The organism is Mesorhizobium sp. B2-1-1, assembly GCF_006442975.2.
GTDB lineage: Bacteria > Pseudomonadota > Alphaproteobacteria > Rhizobiales > Rhizobiaceae > Mesorhizobium.
On sequence record NZ_CP083954.1, the window covers coordinates 993,120 to 1,008,788 of the forward strand.

At 63.7% G+C, this 15,669-nt stretch carries 18 protein-coding genes; 9 read left to right on the plus strand and 9 right to left on the minus strand.

Going from position 1 to position 15,669, the window contains the following annotated elements; translation table 11 throughout:
• The first annotated feature begins 50 nt into the window (after positions 1 to 50).
• The 6 genes from tsaD to FJ972_RS04775 are packed head-to-tail and all read left to right on the plus strand — an operon-like array spanning position 51 to position 4,080.
• A complete protein-coding gene (gene tsaD / locus FJ972_RS04750) occupies positions 51 to 1,136 on the plus strand; it encodes a tRNA (adenosine(37)-N6)-threonylcarbamoyltransferase complex transferase subunit TsaD (RefSeq protein WP_181167281.1) in 1,086 nt (361 codons plus the stop codon).
• Positions 1,137 to 1,147: 11 nt separating this feature from the next.
• Complete coding sequence (locus tag FJ972_RS04755) at positions 1,148 to 2,170, plus strand: NAD(P)H-dependent glycerol-3-phosphate dehydrogenase (protein ID WP_140513956.1); 1,023 nt, start codon at positions 1,148 to 1,150, stop codon at positions 2,168 to 2,170.
• A gap of 23 nt (positions 2,171 to 2,193) precedes the next feature.
• On the plus strand, positions 2,194 to 2,490 hold the full coding sequence (locus FJ972_RS04760) for a YciI-like protein (RefSeq protein WP_140513955.1): 297 nt from the start codon (positions 2,194 to 2,196) through the stop codon (positions 2,488 to 2,490).
• Between the two features lie 28 nt (positions 2,491 to 2,518).
• A complete protein-coding gene (locus FJ972_RS04765) occupies positions 2,519 to 2,944 on the plus strand; it encodes an EVE domain-containing protein (RefSeq protein WP_140492656.1) in 426 nt (141 codons plus the stop codon).
• Positions 2,899 to 3,612, plus strand: coding sequence for a class I SAM-dependent methyltransferase (locus FJ972_RS04770; protein ID WP_411908942.1), 714 nt, complete (start codon positions 2,899 to 2,901; stop codon positions 3,610 to 3,612). The genes FJ972_RS04765 and FJ972_RS04770 overlap by 46 nt, the downstream gene beginning before the upstream one ends.
• A 51-nt stretch (positions 3,613 to 3,663) precedes the next feature.
• Positions 3,664 to 4,080, plus strand: coding sequence for a DUF1761 domain-containing protein (locus FJ972_RS04775; RefSeq protein WP_140524659.1), 417 nt, complete (start codon positions 3,664 to 3,666; stop codon positions 4,078 to 4,080).
• A 9-nt stretch (positions 4,081 to 4,089) separates the two neighbouring features.
• Here FJ972_RS04775 and gcvA read toward each other — a convergent pair whose 3' ends face one another.
• Positions 4,090 to 5,022, minus strand: coding sequence for a transcriptional regulator GcvA (gcvA, locus tag FJ972_RS04780; RefSeq protein ID WP_140492662.1), 933 nt, complete (start codon positions 5,020 to 5,022; stop codon positions 4,090 to 4,092).
• A 165-nt stretch (positions 5,023 to 5,187) separates the two neighbouring features.
• Between gcvA and FJ972_RS04785 the strand changes: the two genes are divergently transcribed.
• A complete protein-coding gene (locus FJ972_RS04785) occupies positions 5,188 to 5,433 on the plus strand; it encodes a hypothetical protein (protein ID WP_140524660.1) in 246 nt (81 codons plus the stop codon).
• Between the two features lie 44 nt (positions 5,434 to 5,477).
• On the opposite strand, the gene FJ972_RS04790 is transcribed toward FJ972_RS04785, so the two are convergent.
• Positions 5,478 to 6,014 carry a L,D-transpeptidase family protein gene (locus FJ972_RS04790; RefSeq protein ID WP_181165209.1) on the minus strand — a complete coding sequence of 179 codons (537 nt, stop codon included), beginning with the start codon at positions 6,012 to 6,014 and terminating at the stop codon, positions 5,478 to 5,480.
• Between the two features lie 144 nt (positions 6,015 to 6,158).
• Here FJ972_RS04790 and FJ972_RS04795 point away from each other — a divergent pair, with 144 nt between their 5' ends.
• Positions 6,159 to 6,842: a response regulator transcription factor gene (locus FJ972_RS04795; RefSeq protein ID WP_140524661.1), complete on the plus strand. Its 684-nt coding sequence runs from the start codon at positions 6,159 to 6,161 to the stop codon at positions 6,840 to 6,842.
• 121 nt (positions 6,843 to 6,963) lie between these two features.
• Positions 6,964 to 7,419 (plus strand): cyclic nucleotide-binding domain-containing protein, encoded by a 456-nt coding sequence (locus FJ972_RS04800; RefSeq protein WP_140524662.1) that lies wholly within the window; start codon positions 6,964 to 6,966, stop codon positions 7,417 to 7,419.
• A 122-nt stretch (positions 7,420 to 7,541) separates the two neighbouring features.
• Here the strand turns inward: FJ972_RS04800 and FJ972_RS04805 are convergent, their stop codons facing one another.
• From FJ972_RS04805 to tesB, 7 genes are all read right to left on the minus strand, one after another.
• Positions 7,542 to 8,348 carry an exodeoxyribonuclease III gene (locus FJ972_RS04805; RefSeq protein ID WP_140524663.1) on the minus strand — a complete coding sequence of 269 codons (807 nt, stop codon included), beginning with the start codon at positions 8,346 to 8,348 and terminating at the stop codon, positions 7,542 to 7,544.
• A gap of 130 nt (positions 8,349 to 8,478) precedes the next feature.
• Positions 8,479 to 9,159: an outer membrane lipoprotein carrier protein LolA gene (locus tag FJ972_RS04810; protein WP_140513951.1), complete on the minus strand. Its 681-nt coding sequence runs from the start codon at positions 9,157 to 9,159 to the stop codon at positions 8,479 to 8,481.
• Positions 9,160 to 9,295: 136 nt separating this feature from the next.
• Positions 9,296 to 11,962 carry a DNA translocase FtsK gene (locus tag FJ972_RS04815; RefSeq protein WP_140524664.1) on the minus strand — a complete coding sequence of 889 codons (2,667 nt, stop codon included), beginning with the start codon at positions 11,960 to 11,962 and terminating at the stop codon, positions 9,296 to 9,298.
• Between the two features lie 213 nt (positions 11,963 to 12,175).
• Positions 12,176 to 12,451 (minus strand): hypothetical protein, encoded by a 276-nt coding sequence (locus FJ972_RS04820; protein ID WP_140513949.1) that lies wholly within the window; start codon positions 12,449 to 12,451, stop codon positions 12,176 to 12,178.
• A 309-nt stretch (positions 12,452 to 12,760) separates the two neighbouring features.
• Positions 12,761 to 14,113, minus strand: coding sequence for an ammonium transporter (locus FJ972_RS04825; protein WP_140492683.1), 1,353 nt, complete (start codon positions 14,111 to 14,113; stop codon positions 12,761 to 12,763).
• Between the two features lie 32 nt (positions 14,114 to 14,145).
• Complete coding sequence (locus FJ972_RS04830) at positions 14,146 to 14,484, minus strand: P-II family nitrogen regulator (RefSeq protein ID WP_013528889.1); 339 nt, start codon at positions 14,482 to 14,484, stop codon at positions 14,146 to 14,148.
• 249 nt (positions 14,485 to 14,733) lie between these two features.
• On the minus strand, positions 14,734 to 15,594 hold the full coding sequence (gene tesB / locus FJ972_RS04835; RefSeq protein ID WP_140524665.1) for an acyl-CoA thioesterase II: 861 nt from the start codon (positions 15,592 to 15,594) through the stop codon (positions 14,734 to 14,736).
• Positions 15,595 to 15,669 lie beyond the last annotated feature (75 nt).

Sequence of the window (15,669 nt, forward strand, 5' to 3'; positions counted from 1 at the left end):
CCTACCGGGGAATGCCCCGATACACAATCCTTGGGGACAGCGACCAATTGATCCGCGTTCTGGGCATTGAAACGAGTTGTGACGAGACCGCCGCCAGCGTCGTGGCGTTGGAGGGCGATGCCGCGCCCAAAATCCTGTCCAATATCGTGCTGTCGCAGATCGAGGAGCATGCCGCCTTCGGCGGGGTTGTGCCGGAGATCGCCGCGCGCGCCCATGTCGAGGCCCTGGACGGCATTGTCGAGGCAGCCCTTGCCGATTCGGGCGTGGCGCTGGCCGACATCGACGCCATCGCCGCGACCGCAGGTCCGGGCCTCGTCGGGGGCCTCATCGTCGGGCTGATGACGGCCAAGGCGATCGCGGCCGCAACCGGCAAGCCGCTGATCGCCGTCAACCATCTCGAAGGCCATGCCTTGACGGCGCGGCTGACCGATGGGCTCGACTTTCCCTATCTCCTGCTGCTGGTCTCCGGCGGCCACACACAGATCCTGGCCGTGCGCGGTGTCGGCGACTACCAACGCTGGGCGACGACCATCGACGACGCGCTCGGCGAAGCATTCGACAAGACGGCCAAGATGCTTGGCCTACCCTATCCCGGCGGTCCCAATGTCGAGAAGGCGGCGGCATCGGGCGATGCGGGTCGTTTTGCCTTCCCGCGTCCGATGAAGGGATCGGCGCAGCCCGATTTTTCGTTCTCCGGCTTGAAGACCGCTGTGCGCCAGGCGGCGAGCGCGATCGAGCCCTTGAGCGACCGGGACGTCGCCGACATCTGCGCGTCCTTCCAGGCGGCGGTGGCCGACGCGCTGGGCGACCGTGTCTCGCGCGCGCTCGCCCGGTTCCGCCGGGAATTCCCCGACACGGCCGCGCCGGCGCTGGTCGTCGCCGGCGGCGTCGCCGCCAACCATACGATCAAGGCGACGCTGGAACGGCTGTGCGCCGAGGCGCGCTTCGCCTTCGTCGCGCCACCGCTGAAACTTTGCACAGACAATGCGGCAATGATCGCCTGGGCCGGCATCGAGCGGATGCGCGAAGGCCTGGCGCAAGAAAACGGCTTCGATTTCGTGCCGCGCTCGCGCTGGCCGCTGGACAGCATCTCCGCGCCGATGATCGGTTCGGGCCGGCGCGGGGCCAAAGCATGAGCAAGGAGGGCATGAGCGAAGAAGGCATGAGCGGCATCGAGATCGCGCCAACCGGCTGGCGCGTTGCCGTGCTCGGTGGCGGGGCCTGGGGTACCGCTTTGGCGCTGGCCATGCTGCGCGCCGGCCATTTCGTCCGCCTTTATGCGCGCGACCCGGAGACCGTCGCCGCAATCGACCACGGCGAAAATCGACGCTATCTGCCTGGCATCGCGCTCCAGGCCGGCATCGTGGCGACGAGCAACATCCAAGCCGCGCTCGACGGTGCCGATTGCGTGCTGGCGGTGACGCCGGCGCAATCGTTGCGGGCCATGCTTGCTCACGCCAACGGCCATATGCCGGCCGGCGTCCCACTGGTGCTATGCGCCAAGGGCATCGAGCGCGACACCGGCGCTTTGCTGTCGGCGATCGTCGGGGAAATCCTGCCTGTGAATCCGGTCGCCGCTCTGTCCGGTCCGAGCTTCGCCACGGACGTTGCCCGGGGCTTGCCCACGGCGGTAGTGGTTGCCGCCCGGGACGAGGCGCTGGCGGCCAAGCTTGCCGCGCGCTTCTCGGCGGAAAATCTGCGCTGCTATTCGAATGATGATTTGATCGGCGTCGAGATCGGCGGCGCCTTGAAGAACGTCTTCGCCATCGCCGCGGGTGCCGTCACCGGCGCCGGGCTCGGCGCCAGTGCCCAGGCCGCCATGGTGACGCGCGGCTTCGTCGAACTGCGCCGCATCGGTGCCGCCTTCGGCGCCAGGCCCGAGACGTTGATGGGGCTTTCCGGCCTTGGCGACCTGCTGCTCACCTGCTCGTCCACGCAATCGCGCAACTTTGCCTACGGACTGGCGCTCGGCCAGGGCAAGCCGCTTGGCGGGCTGCCGCTGGCGGAAGGCGTGCCGACGGCGGCGATCGCCGCCCGCATCGCCACCGAGCGCGGCATCGACGCGCCTATCATCGCCGCAGTCGCCGCCATACTGGACGGCACCATCACCATCCGGCAGGCTGTGGCGGCCTTGATGACCCGGCCGCTGAAGACCGAAACCGACGATTGATTCCAGCATCAGGAGACAGAGACATGTTGTTCGCGTTGATTTGCAAGGACAAGCCCGGAAGCATGCAAGTGCGCATCGATACGCGGCCGGAGCACCTCGCTTTTCTCGAAGGGCTGAACAGCGACAAGAAGCTGGCCTTCGCCGGTCCGTTCCTCGACGCCGACGGCAAGTCCAACGGCAGCCTCGTCGTCGTCGAAGCGCCTGACATGGCAGGCGCGCAGGCGCTGTCGGCAGCCGATCCCTATGCCAAGGCGGGACTGTTCGAAAGCGTCGAGATCCGCCAGTGGAACTGGACCTTCAACAAGCCGGCGGCTAATTAATCGGCACAAGGCTGGAGGAGCAATACGAATGAACTACTGGCTGTTCAAATCCGAACCCTCGGTCTTCTCGTTCGAGGCGTTGAAGGCCAAGGGCAAGGCAGGCACGCAATGGGACGGCGTGCGCAACTATGCGGCGCGCAACAACATGAAGGCCATGCAGATCGGTGATCTCGGCTTCTTCTACCACTCCAACGAGGGGCTGAACGTGGTCGGCATCGCCGAAGTGTGCGCACTGGCTCATCCCGACACCACATCGGACGATCCGCGCTGGGAATGCGTCGACATCCGCGCCTTCAAGGATGTGCCGAACCCGCCGACGCTGGAGCAGGTCAAGGCCAATCCCAAGCTCGCCGACATGGCGCTGGTGCGGCTCGGACGGCTTTCCGTGCAGCCGGTGACGCCGGCCGAATGGAAGGAAGTCTGCCGCATGGGTGGCCTGACGCCGGCTCCGTGACGGTTCTCACGAGCCATAGCGCCGAACGCTTCATCCTCGACAATACGGCGCTGATGGCGCCGCCGCATGTGCCCGAGATTGCGCTGTATCTTGCCGACGAGGCGCATGATCTGTGGCAGCGGACGGAGGACGAGCTGGTCGAGATCGGGCTGCCGCCGCCTTTCTGGGCCTTTGCCTGGGCCGGCGGCCAGGGGCTTGCCCGCCATATCATCGACAACCCGGCCATGGTGCGGGGCAAGCGCGTGCTCGACTTCGCCTCCGGCTCCGGTCTCGTCGCCATCGCCGCAGCAAAAGCCGGCGCGGCAGGGGTGACCGCCGCCGACATCGACCCGTTCTGCGCCACGGCGGTCCGCCTCAATGCGCAAGCCAATGGCGTCGCCGTCGAATTCGTCCAGGATGACTGCGTCGGAACGGATGCGGACTGGGACGTGGTTCTTGCCGGCGATGTCTTCTACGACAAGCCGTTCGCAGACCGGCTGACGCCCTGGTTCGCGGCTCTGAAGCGGCGCGGCGCCGATATCCTGATCGGCGATCCCGGCCGCTCCTATCTGCCGCGGTCGGGGCTGGAACCGCTTGGCGTCTACCAGGTGCCGGTGACGCGGGCGCTCGAGGATGCCGAAATAAAACGCACCACCGTCTGGCGGTGGAGCACCGAGCGCCCGGCTTGACGCCGCCACTGAACAGGCGTTTCCATGAGCTCCGTATCAGAGGGGAATATCATGGATTTTTCAGCGGTTAACTGGCTGGCGGTGATCGTCGCCGCAATCCTGGCGTGGCTGTTCGGCGCCGGCTGGTACACCGGTTTGAGTAAGCCATGGCTGAAGGCTGCAAAACTCGATCCGGCGACCATGAAGAAATCGTTGCTGCCGTTTCTCATCTCTTTCATCGCCGAGTTGGTCATGGCGCTTGTGCTGGCCCTGGTCGTCGGCGCGGTGACTGGCGGCGAGCCGACATTGCTGGCGGGACTGGTCTTCGGTTTCGTGCTTTGGCTCGGCTTCGTCGCAACCACGCTGTCGGTCAATCATCGCTACGAGAATTTCGGCTGGGACCTGACCGTCATCGACGGCGGCCACTGGCTTGGCGTGCTGTTGATCGTCGGCGCCGTGGTCGGCTGGTTCGGCGCCGCAGCGAGTTGAAGGCCTCCGCTACACCCGGTCCGCGGTTTGGGATTTTGCCATTTCCTCCAGAATCCACGTGCGAAAGGCAACGATGCGCGGATCGTTCACCAATTCCTTGGGATAGACCAGGAAATAGGCGAATTCCGGCGCGACCTTGATGCCGAGTTCGAAAGGCCGCACCAACCTACCTTCGGAAAGGTCGTTGGCCACCATGGCGAAATCGGCGAGCGCCACGGCGCTGCCCTCCATCGCCGCCTGGACCGCGTCGGCCGAGGTGCCGAAAACGATGGTGCGGCTGTCGTCGAAATCGTCGACGCCGGCTGCCGCCATCCACATGCGCCAGTTCGGCCAGGTCACGCCCTGACGCGCCCATTCGATATGGGCAAGCGTGTGATGGAAGAGATCGCGCGGTTCGCGCAGCGGCGGACCTGACGCCAGCAGGCTCGGGCTGCATACCGGGATGATGACGTTGTCGAACAGCCGATGCGCGCAAAGTCCCGGATATCTGCCGGCGCCGAAGCGGATGCCGACATCGACATCGTCAAGGTCGAAATCCCGCAATCCGTAGGCGATGTCGAACCTGAGTTCGATGCCTTCATGTTTTTTTCGAAAATCCTCGACCCGCCGCATCAGCCATTTCGTCGCGAATTGGGCGTCGAGCGTCACTTTCAGCAGCGTCGTGCCGCGCGTCATCTTCTGTGCCCGCGAGACGGCCTTGCCAAGCAGGTCGAGCGCATCGGCAGAGGCCTCGAACAGCACCGTTCCGGCCTCCGTCAGCCGGATGCTGCGGCTGGAGCGCGTGAACAGGACGATGCCGAGCTGGTCTTCGATCTCCTTGATCTGGTGGCTGACGGCGGCTGGCGTCAGGCCGAGTTCGTCGGCGGCCCGGGTGAAATTGAGATGCCGGGCCGCTGCCTCCAGCGTCCTCAGCGCCCGGGTTCCCGGCACCAGGCGGGCCATCAGCGCGGCCCCAGAACAGACGCGGTCATGGCGTCCTGATCCTCAAAGAAAACTTGATAATCCGGAAAGAACTACTCGTTTCTCTCCAATCTTTCAATCGGGCATGATGCGACCATCGAACCAATATCAAACCGGATTTTATGTCCGGATGGAAGGAACCGTATCATGTCTCACATAGCTTTGAGAGCTCCCGCGAGCCGGCTGAACTGGCTGACCGCCGCGTTCGACTGGCTCCGCCAGGCCAAGGTCGCGGCAAGCCTGCCGCAGGACGACATCGAGGACCTGTCGGATCGCCAGTTGCGCGATGTCGGCGCCACGCGCAAAGACGTCTCCCGCGCCATGGCCCGCGAACTCGGCCGGCTGGGCCTGCTCGACATCGGCTGGCAGGTAAGGAAAGGGAATAGGAATTAGGAGTAGGCAATAGAAAGAGAACCCTACTGCCTACTGCCTATTCCCTACCTTACCACCCTCACCACCGTCCGGTCCGACAGCAGCGGCAAAAGGCGCGCCATCGTGCGTGCGGTCACCGCGACGCAGCCTTGCGTGGGCGTGAAGCCCGGGCGCGCCAGGTGGAAGAAGATGGCGCTGCCGCGTCCGCGGCGGCGCGGCGTTATATTCCAGTCGAGCACAAGGCAGGCATCATAGAGCCTGTCGTCGCGCCGCATGCGTTCGTGGCTGGCGCCGTAGGGGATCTTGACTGGCCTGTTATAGTTTCGGTCGTCGGGCACTTCGCACCAGCCGAGATCAGGCCCGATCGGCGTCATCGCCAGCCGGGTGATGCGGCCGCTGGAGAAGTGGTCTCCCCGGAAATAACCCGACAGGATCCGCATTTGGCCAAGCGGCGTGGCGCCGTCGCCTTCGCGCTTGCCCGCCGAGATGCCGCCACGCCCCAGCGCGCAGGCAAACACCGTTCTGCCCGCCTGCAGCAGCCCCTGGCTGGGACGGCCGGGCCTTGCCCGCACGGTCAGCACCCGCAGTCCTTTTCGCAAAATTGCGCCGGCTGCATTGCGATCGTGTTTTTTCTTGTATGATCGTGCCACGGAACAAATCACTGTGATCGGCTGTTGTGCCGGTCAGCTTCCGCATAAACAGGCAGCGGTCAACTGAATTTTCTTTTCAAAACAACGGATTGATCCATGACTTCACGAACCATCCTGATCGTCGACGACGATGACGACCTGCGCGGCACGTTGGTCGAGCAATTGTCTCTTTATGAGGAATTCGACGTGCTGCAGGAGTCCACTGCGGCAAAAGGCGTCGACGCGGCGCGTGGCGGCCTCATCGACCTGCTGATCATGGATGTCGGCCTGCCCGACATGGACGGCCGCGAAGCGGTGAAGATCCTGCGCAAGGGTGGCTACAAGGCGCCCATCATCATGCTGACCGGCCACGACACCGATTCGGACACGATCCTTGGCCTCGAAGCCGGCGCCAACGACTACGTGACGAAGCCGTTCCGCTTCGCGGTGCTTTTGGCGCGCATCCGCGCGCAGCTGCGCCAGCACGAGCAAAGCGAGGACGCCACCTTCTCGGTCGGCCCCTACACCTTCAAGCCAAGCCAGAAGCTGCTGATCGACCCGCGCGGCGCAAAAGTGCGGCTGACGGAGAAGGAGGCCTCGATCATCAAATATCTCTACCGCGCCGACCAGAAGGTGGTGACGCGGGACGTGCTGCTCGAGGAGGTGTGGGGCTACAATTCCGGCGTTACCACGCACACACTAGAAACCCATGTGTATCGCCTGCGCCAGAAGATCGAGCGCGATCCTTCCAATGCGGAAATTCTTGTGACAGAAAGCGGTGGCTACAAGCTGGTTCCTTAAACATTTTATTATCCAATAAGCGGTCTGGGCGGGGCTGCTTTTGGGTGCGATCCTGTTGGAGCGGGATTCTGGATCGCACCGCAGAGGAGGGATTGGACTGACCGTTCGGGGACACAGCTAGATGGCGCTGGATGACGACATCCGCATCCTGTCAGCCGTGAGGCTTTTCGAGGGCTTCACGCAGGAACAATTGCGCCTGCTCGCCTTCGGCGCCGAGACCATGCTGCTGCAGGCAGACCACAAGCTCTATCGCGAGGACGATATGGCTGATTCGGCCTATATCGTGGTCAGCGGAGAGATCGTGCTCTACCGCGAACAGGCAGGCGGACGCATCCCTATCGGCACGGCCAGCCCCGGCACCATGCTGAGCGAACTGGCGCTGATCGCCGACACCAACCGGCTGACCAGTGCATCGGCCGCGGTCGATTCGGAGGTGATCCGGCTCAGCCGAAAGATGTTCCGCCGCATCCTGGAGGAATATCCGGATTTGGCGGCACAGCTCCACCAGCGCATCCTGGAAGACTTTCAGGCAATGATCCACCGCATCGAGAAGCTGGCGCCGCGCTTTTCCGAGTGAACGGGAGAGACAGGTGGAGTTCCGGCTGGTTCGCGCCACCGAAAATGACCTGCCCTTCATCATGGCGACCGAGCGGCTTGACGCAATTGTCGCCGGAGTGGGAAAAGCGCCGGCCCGGCTGATCAGTCTAGGTTGAACCGCGCGATGACCGGAACATGGTCCGAGGGACGTTCCCAGCCACGCGCCGCCCGCAGGATTTCGTAGCCGGTGAAATCAGGCACCAGGTTCGGTGACGACCAGACATGGTCAAGCCGCCGGCCGCGGTTGGATGCCTCCCAGTCCTGCGCGCGGTAGCTCCACCAGGTGTAGAGCTTCTGTTCTGATGGCACGTTGAGCCGCATCAGGTCGACCCAGTCGCCGGCCAGCCGCATGGCCTCGAAACTCTCCGTCTCGACCCGCGTATGGCTGACCACGTTGAGCAGTTGCTTATGCGACCAGACATCGTGTTCGAGCGGCGCGATGTTGAGGTCGCCGACCAGGACCGAGGCGGACACTTCGCTGTGTTCGGCGCGGATTGCGTTCATCTCGGCGACGAAATCGAGCTTGTGCCTGAATTTGCGGTTGACTTCCGGGTCCGGTTCGTCACCGCCCGCCGGAACGTAGAAATTGTGCAGCAGGATCGTCTTGCCGCCGGCCCGCACGGTCACCGACAAATGCCGGCTGTCGTCGATGTCGCAGAAGCGGCGCTTCTCGACCACCGCGATCGGCCGGCGCGCGACCGTCGCCACGCCGTGATAGCCCTTCTGACCGTGAAAGGCGATGTGCCCGTAGCCGAGCCTGCGGAAGGCCTTTTCGGGGAACAGCTCGTCGGGAACTTTTGTTTCCTGCAGGCAAAGCACATCGGGCGCGTATTCATCGAGCAGGCGCTCGATGATCGGCATGCGCAGGCGAACGGAATTTATGTTCCAGGTGGCGATGGAAAAGGGCATTTGGCGGGTCCGGCGAAAGATCGCCGAACTACTGCCAGCCCCGCGCCATAAAGACAAGCATTGCAGCAGTTGCGGAGGTCGGCGCCGCGCCGCCGAAACTGCACGAAAGGCTTCGCCAGCGCGAGGAAAGCTATCTGGTTTTCGTATTCAGCTCGCGATTGGCCGTATAGTCGATGGCAAACGTGTCGGGAGCGAAGCTGACGCCTTCCTTGGTGTTGAAGATCATCACCGTGGTGTCCTTGCCCTGCGCATCGGTGATCGTCCACTGGCGCAGATCATAGGTCTTCGGATCGAACATCATGGTGATCCGCGCATTGCCGAACACCGACTTGTCCGAGAGCTGGATGGTGGTGAGGTCGTCCTCTTCCTTGACGCTCTTGACGCGGTTTCCGGAGAGATCGATCCGGTCGTCGAGCAACAGTTTCAGCGGCGTCTTCGACAAGGGATAAAGATCGGACGTGTTCAGTTTCTTGTTGAGGATGACCACCGACTTGCCGTCCGAAATCACCCGGAAATTCGAGGATCCGTCATAATTGAAACGGATCTTGCCCGGTCTTTCCAGGAAGAACTTGCCGCCGGTCTGTTCGCCCTTGGGGCCGAACTGCACGAATTCGCCGCTCATCGACTTAACCGAGGAAAAATGATCGGCGATCTTCTGCGCGGCCGCCGGCACGGCCGCCTGCGCGGATGCCAGCAGCTCGAATCCGGGCACCACGTTGAGGGCGGCAGCGCCCGCGAGCACCAGGCCGAGGCCAAGCAACTGACGGCGCGTCGGGGCAAGATCGCCGAGCGCGGAAAGATCGTTTTTCATGTCGGTCACTCTCATCTTGAGTCCTGATTTGTTGTTGTCCTGAACCCCCAGTTGGGCTGAAGTTTGACGGCGCGAACACTGCTTGACCGCTTGAACGCGCCAGAAGGTTCAAAGTTGCCGCCGGTATTTGTCGCGATCAGAATTTGTCCTCTTCGGTCGGCACCAGGATCTCGCGTTTTCCGGCATGGTTGGCGGGGCCGACAATGCCTTCTTTTTCCATCTTCTCGATGATCGAAGCGGCGCGGTTGTAGCCGATGCCCAGACGCCGCTGGATGTAGCTGGTCGAGGCCTTGCCGTCGCGCAACACCACGGACACCGCCTGGTCGTAAGGATCGTCGGAATCCTCGAAATTGCCGCCGCCGCCGCCCGAGCCGCCCTTGCCGGAGGGCTCGTCCTCGTCCTCATCATCGTCCTCGGTGATGGCGTCGAGATATTCCGGCACGCCCTGCAGCTTCAGATGCGCGACGATCTTCTCGACCTCGTCGTCGGAGACGAACGGGCCGTGCACGCGCTGGATGCGGCCGCCGCCGGCCATGTAGAGCATGTCGCCCATGCCGAGCAGCTGCTCGGCGCCTTGCTCGCCCAAGATGGTGCGGCTGTCGATCTTCGACGTTACCTGGAAGGAGATGCGGGTGGGGAAGTTGGCCTTGATGGTACCGGTGATCACGTCGACAGACGGACGTTGCGTCGCCATGATGACATGGATGCCGGCGGCGCGCGCCATCTGCGCCAGGCGCTGGACGGCACCCTCGATGTCCTTGCCGGCAACCATCATCAGATCGGCCATTTCGTCGATGATGACGACGATGTAAGGCATCGGCTCAAGGTCGAGATTCTCGGTCTCGTAGATCGCCTCGCCGGTCTGGCGGTCGAAGCCGGTCTGCACCGTGCGCGAGATCTTTTCGCCCTTCTTCTCCGCCTGTTGGACGCGTGCGTTGAAACCGTCGATATTGCGCACGCCGACCTTCGACATCTTGCGGTAGCGGTCTTCCATCTCCCGCACGGTCCATTTCAGCGCAACCACCGCCTTCTTCGGGTCGGTGACGACAGGCGTCAAAAGGTGCGGGATGCCGTCATAGACCGAGAGCTCCAGCATCTTGGGATCGATCATGATCAGCCGGCATTCCTGCGGCGTCAGCCGGTAGAGCAGCGACAGGATCATGGTGTTGATGGCGACCGACTTGCCCGAGCCGGTGGTGCCGGCGACCAAGACGTGCGGCATCTTGGCGATATCGACGATGACCGCCTCGCCGTTGATGGTCTTGCCCAGCGCCAGCGCCAGCTTGGCCTTGGTGGTCTCGAAATCGCGGCTGGCCATGATTTCCCTGAGATACACCGTCTCGCGCTTGGCGTTCGGCAATTCGATGCCGATGGCGTTGCGGCCCGGCACCACGGCGACGCGGCAGGCGATGGCGCTCATCGAGCGGGCGATGTCGTCGGAGAGGCCGATGACGCGCGATGATTTGATGCCTGGCGCAGGCTCCAGCTCATAGAGCGTGACGACGGGGCCGGGGCGGACATGGATGATCTCGCCCTTGACGCCGAAATCCTCCAGCACGCCTTCGAGCAGGCGGGCGTTCTGTTCCAGCGCGTCTTTCGAGAGGCTCGGGTCGCGCGCGACGTTCTTCGGTTCGGACAGGAAATGCAGCGACGGCATCTCGAATTTTTCCGAGCCGATCAACGAGGTCTGCGCCTCGCGCTGGACGCGCGCACCCGGAGCCGGGCGCGGCGCCGGCGCTTCAACGCGCGTGGCGGCATCCGAGCGGAACGGCTGGACCTTGGCGGTGGAAGCCGCGCGACGCTGGACGAGGGGTTCATCGTCGAAATCGACATCGTCATCGCCGGTGTCGAAGCGACCGTCGAAGACGTCATCGTCCGGATCGACGGAAACGCTGCGGTCGTTGACCATGGCGGCGAAGAATTCCGGTTCGACGCGGGCACGGCCATCCGGGCTCATCCGCTGCTCGGCGAACTCGGCCGATTCGACCCGTTCGGCGGCACGCCGCCAGGCGCTGGCGCGCGGTTCCATTCCCGGCTCGAATTCGTCCCGCCGCTGCCTGCGGCGCACGGCGCGGCGGTGCATCCACGCGCGGAACGAAAGCCACCAATGGGTCATTGCGCCGAGCGCCAGTATGCCTTCGTCGCCTTCATCCTCGTCATTGTCGAACAGCAGCTCATCCTCACGCGGATCGGCGGCGGCCGGTTCCTCCATGACGGCGAAACCGTTCTTGCGTGCGATCAGCGCCGAACCGTAGGCGAATAGCCATAGCGCCGGACCGGCCATCAGAATGGCGAGCACGCTGGCCACCAGCCCGGTCGGATAGCCACCGATGACGACGCCCGGAATCTTCAGTACCATGTCGCCGAACACGCCGCCGAGCCCGGTCGGCAGCGGCCAGGTCTTGGGCGGCACCACGCAGCCGGCGATCGCAGCGGCCAGCAGGGCAAAGCCGAACCAGAACAGACCGCGCCTGGGCAGCCTGTCGACGCCGCGCGCCGAAAACAGCAGATATCCCCAGATCACGGCCGGAACCAGCGCCGCCACGGCGGCAAGGCCGAAGAACTGCATGGCGATGTCGGAGAAGACCGCACCCGCATATCCCATGGCATTGGTGACGGTGTTGGCTGTGGCGTGCGAGAAGCTCGGGTCGGCGACATTCCAGGTGGCAAGGCTGGCGACGCCGAAGGCGGTGAACGCGAACATGCCGGCGCCGACAAGCCGGCCGACCTGGCGTCGCGCGAATGCCTGGATGCCGTGCCCCGTATCGGTCAGCGCGAGCGGTGCTGAAGCCCCTGAACGCATGCTCTTCCCCGTCAGTGATTGCCTGGCCCGAGCGCGTGACGCACTTCGGCAGATTTGGCTGCCAGACTATGCGTGGGAAGGTTAAGGCCGCATTAACCATGGCAAGGGCCCCAGCCGCCTGCCGCAAATAACAATGGCAAGCCTCACGGCCCGCCATTTCTGCATCGGCAACGGCAGGGTGACCAGGCTCGGTGGGCCTGATCCGCCGCGGTCTCAGTTGGCTCCGCCGAGCGCCTGGACGTTGGCGCAGAACTCGGCGTGCGGCTTGCTCATCGCCGCGTCCTGGCATTCCTTCTTCATCGCATCCTGCTTTTCCATTGGCATGGCCATGAAAGCGGTCTTGAATTCCGCCATCGGCTTCATGGTTTTCATGCTGGAATCGGTGAAGAACGGGGCCATATTGTCGGGTTCGTCGAGAGCCCCGGCAAATGCCATGCCGCTGACCATGGAAAGAGCGAGCGCGCCGAGACAGATATTCTTGACGTTCATTGGATAGTTTCCTTCCCTATTGTTTGCAACGACCGCCGAACAGTGGTCGTGCCCGGGAGTTCGATGCCAAGACGGCCGATGTTTCCTCGAAAATCTCAATCACGCGAACGTGATTGCGCTCGTCCAACCAAACGGGCTCCAAAAAAAGAGGCCCGGAGCGATCCGGGCCTCAAGGCGTGAGCACCTTGCGGAGCGTCACGACGGGATTTCAAAACAGTTCCGGAAGACGTGCAGCGGTTTTCCGTACGTGATTACCGAAAGAGATGGGACCGGCGGGAGGAGGTCCGCCGGTCCCATGGCAAAGAGGCCTTACGGCACCACTTCGCCGTGCTGGCTGATGTCGAGACCCTCGACCTCCTCCTGGGTCGACGGACGCAGGCCGACGAGCGCCTTGACGATGTAGAGGATGACGAAGGTGGCGATTGCCGTCCACAGGATGGTGAAGACGATGCCGTAGAGCTGCTTGCCGATCGACGCGCCCGAGGAGAGGCTGTTGATTGCCGGGTCGGCGAGCACGCCGGTCAGCAATGCGCCGACCACGCCACCGACGCCATGGACACCGAAGGCATCGAGCGAGTCGTCATAGCCGAACATGTGCTTTACCTTGACCGCCGAGATGTAGCAGACGACGCCGGCGACGATGCCGACGATGAAGGCGCCCGTCGGGTTGACGAAGCCGGAAGCCGGCGTCACCGCGACAAGGCCGGCGACGGCGCCGGAGATGATGCCGAGCACCGAGGGCTTCTTGGCGACGATCCATTCGGCGAACATCCAGGCCAGCGCCGCTGCCGCGGTGGCAACCTGGGTGTTGAGCATCGCGGCACCGGCGAGGCCGTCGGCGGCGAGTTCCGAACCGGCGTTGAAGCCGAACCAGCCGACCCACAACAGCGAAGCGCCGATCACGGAATAGACCAGGTTATGCGGCGCCATGTTGGTGGTGCCGTAGCCTTCGCGCTTGCCCAGGACCAGGGCGCAGACGAGACCCGCGACACCGGCATTGATATGGACGACCGTGCCGCCGGCGAAGTCGAGCACGCCGGCAGCGCCGAGGAAGCCGCCGCCCCAGACCCAATGCGCGATCGGCGCATAGACGACCAGCAGCCACAGCGCCATGAAGATCAGCAGGGCCGAGAACTTCATGCGCTCGGCAAAGGCGCCGGCGATCAGGGCCGGGGTGATGATGGCGAAGGTCATCTGGAACATCGAAAAGACGAATTCAGGAATGTTAGCCACGCCCGGCGCCCACAGCGTCGAGGTGGTGATGCCGTGATGGAAGAACTTCGAGAAGCCCCCGAGATAGGCATTCATGCCGCCGCCGTCGGAAAAGGCCAGCGAATAGCCGAACATGAACCACAGCACCGTCACCAGGCAGGTGATGGCGAAGCTCTGCATGACGGTGGCAAGCACGTTCTTCTTGCGCACCATGCCGCCGTAGAACAGTGCCAGGCCGGGGATGGTCATCATCAGCACCAGCGCCGTCGAAGTCAGCATCCAGGCGGTGTTGCCGGTGTCGAGCACCGGGGTGGGAGCGGCCGGGGCGGCGGCAGCCGCGGCCGGAGCCGCTTCCTGCGCGAGGGCGGCGACGCTGCCCAACGCTGCGAGAGCGAGCGAGCCAAAAAGGGCGGCGCGTCCCGTCTTCTTCAAGGTGGAAGGAATATTCATTGAACTCTCCATTGGAATACGTGTTCGCCGCTTCAGAGCGCGTCGGTGTCTGTTTCGCCGGTGCGGATGCGCACCGCCTGGTCGATGCCGAAAACGAAGATCTTGCCGTCGCCGATCTGACCGGTCTTGGCGGCTGCGGTGATGGCCTCCACGGCCTTGTCGACCATGTCGGCGCTGACCGCGACCTCGATCTTGATCTTCGGCAGGAAACTGACCGCGTATTCCGCCCCGCGATAGATTTCCGTGTGCCCCTTCTGACGCCCGTAGCCTTTGACTTCGGTGACGGTCAGGCCCTGGATGCCGACGGCGGTAAGCGCTTCGCGTACCTCGTCGAGCTTGAACGGCTTGATGATTGCCATCACGATTTTCATAAGGTTTCACCCTTTTGCTGTTGCGGTCCCCCGCGTTTGCACACCTTCACCGATCCCGAGGAGCCGGAGAGTGCCGACGAGGATTCAAGCTCCGTGCCAATTGCCGAAGCAGCGTGTTAACTGGTTGTAAACAAAGGAATTGACGCACCGGCGATCGCACCGTACCGATGAGCGCGGCACAGCTTCTGCTCAATAATTAAGCAGTTTTCAGAAAACGCCTATTTGGCGGGCTTTGGTCGAAAGGACTGCTCAACGCTTGAGCCGGATCAAGCCTTCCTGGGCCATCGAGGCGATCAGCGTGCCGTCGCGGGCATAAAGCGTGCCGCGGCTGAATCCGCGCGATCCCGAGCTCGAGGGGCTGTCCTGCGCGTAGAGCAGCCAGCCGTCGAGCGAATGCGGGCGGTGGAACCACATCGAATGGTCGAGGCTGGCCGCCTGGATGTCGGGATCGAACAGCCCGCGCCCATGCGCGAAGGTCGAGGTGTCGAGCAGCGTCATGTCGGAGAGATAGGCGAGCAACACCGATTGCAGCGCGCGGTCGTCTGGGACGGGACCGGCGAGGCGGATCCAGACATTCTGCCGGGGCGGCAGCTTGTCACGGCTTTCATAGTGCTGGAGATTGACCGGCCTGAGCTCCAGCGGTCGCTCGCGCGCCCAGAAGCGTCGCACCGCTTCCGGCACCCGGTCGGCCTTTTCGAGCAGTTGGCGCTGCGTCTTCAGCCCTTCCGGCGGCGGCACGTCGTCGGGCAAAGCGAACTGGTGCTCCAGCCCCTTCTCATCGACCTGGAACGAGGCTTCCAGCGAGAAGATCGCGTTCCCGTGCTGGATCGCCAGCACCCGGCGGGTGGTGAAGGAGCCGCCGTCGCGGATGCGGTCGACCTCGTAGATGATCGGCACCTTGATGTCGCCCGGCCGCATAAAATAGCCGTGCAGCGAATGCACGTAGCGGTCGGGCTCGACGGTCCGCTGCGCCGCCACCAGCGCCTGGGCGATGGTCTGGCCGCCGAACACGCGCTGCCACTCCACCTGGGGGCTGCGACCACGATACAGATTGTGTTCCAGCCTCTCGAGGTCGAGAATGCGCAGAAGCTCGTCCATGGCCGCCGTCATGTGTCGTGACCTCGCCTCAAGATTTCCTCGGCGGGTTTCCGACAGGAAGGACGGGCCGTCAAGGGCGGATGGCAG

Excerpts from the sequence above, each read along its gene's own strand:
- FJ972_RS04755 (WP_140513956.1), top strand. The coding sequence starts at position 1,148 with ATGAGCGAAGAAGGCATGAGCGGCATCGAGATCGCGCCAACCGGCTGG.
- FJ972_RS04760 (WP_140513955.1), top strand. The coding sequence starts at position 2,194 with ATGTTGTTCGCGTTGATTTGCAAGGACAAGCCCGGAAGCATGCAAGTG.
- FJ972_RS04765 (WP_140492656.1), top strand. The coding sequence starts at position 2,519 with ATGAACTACTGGCTGTTCAAATCCGAACCCTCGGTCTTCTCGTTCGAG.
- FJ972_RS04770 (WP_411908942.1), top strand. The coding sequence starts at position 2,899 with ATGGAAGGAAGTCTGCCGCATGGGTGGCCTGACGCCGGCTCCGTGACG.
- FJ972_RS04775 (WP_140524659.1), top strand. The coding sequence starts at position 3,664 with ATGGATTTTTCAGCGGTTAACTGGCTGGCGGTGATCGTCGCCGCAATC.
- gcvA (WP_140492662.1), bottom strand. The coding sequence starts at position 5,022 with ATGGCCCGCCTGGTGCCGGGAACCCGGGCGCTGAGGACGCTGGAGGCA.
- FJ972_RS04785 (WP_140524660.1), top strand. The coding sequence starts at position 5,188 with ATGTCTCACATAGCTTTGAGAGCTCCCGCGAGCCGGCTGAACTGGCTG.
- FJ972_RS04795 (WP_140524661.1), top strand. The coding sequence starts at position 6,159 with ATGACTTCACGAACCATCCTGATCGTCGACGACGATGACGACCTGCGC.
- FJ972_RS04800 (WP_140524662.1), top strand. The coding sequence starts at position 6,964 with ATGGCGCTGGATGACGACATCCGCATCCTGTCAGCCGTGAGGCTTTTC.
- FJ972_RS04805 (WP_140524663.1), bottom strand. The coding sequence starts at position 8,348 with ATGCCCTTTTCCATCGCCACCTGGAACATAAATTCCGTTCGCCTGCGC.
- FJ972_RS04810 (WP_140513951.1), bottom strand. The coding sequence starts at position 9,159 with ATGAAAAACGATCTTTCCGCGCTCGGCGATCTTGCCCCGACGCGCCGT.
- FJ972_RS04815 (WP_140524664.1), bottom strand. The coding sequence starts at position 11,962 with ATGCGTTCAGGGGCTTCAGCACCGCTCGCGCTGACCGATACGGGGCAC.
- FJ972_RS04820 (WP_140513949.1), bottom strand. The coding sequence starts at position 12,451 with ATGAACGTCAAGAATATCTGTCTCGGCGCGCTCGCTCTTTCCATGGTC.
- FJ972_RS04825 (WP_140492683.1), bottom strand. The coding sequence starts at position 14,113 with ATGAATATTCCTTCCACCTTGAAGAAGACGGGACGCGCCGCCCTTTTT.
- FJ972_RS04830 (WP_013528889.1), bottom strand. The coding sequence starts at position 14,484 with ATGAAAATCGTGATGGCAATCATCAAGCCGTTCAAGCTCGACGAGGTA.
- tesB (WP_140524665.1), bottom strand. The coding sequence starts at position 15,594 with ATGACGGCGGCCATGGACGAGCTTCTGCGCATTCTCGACCTCGAGAGG.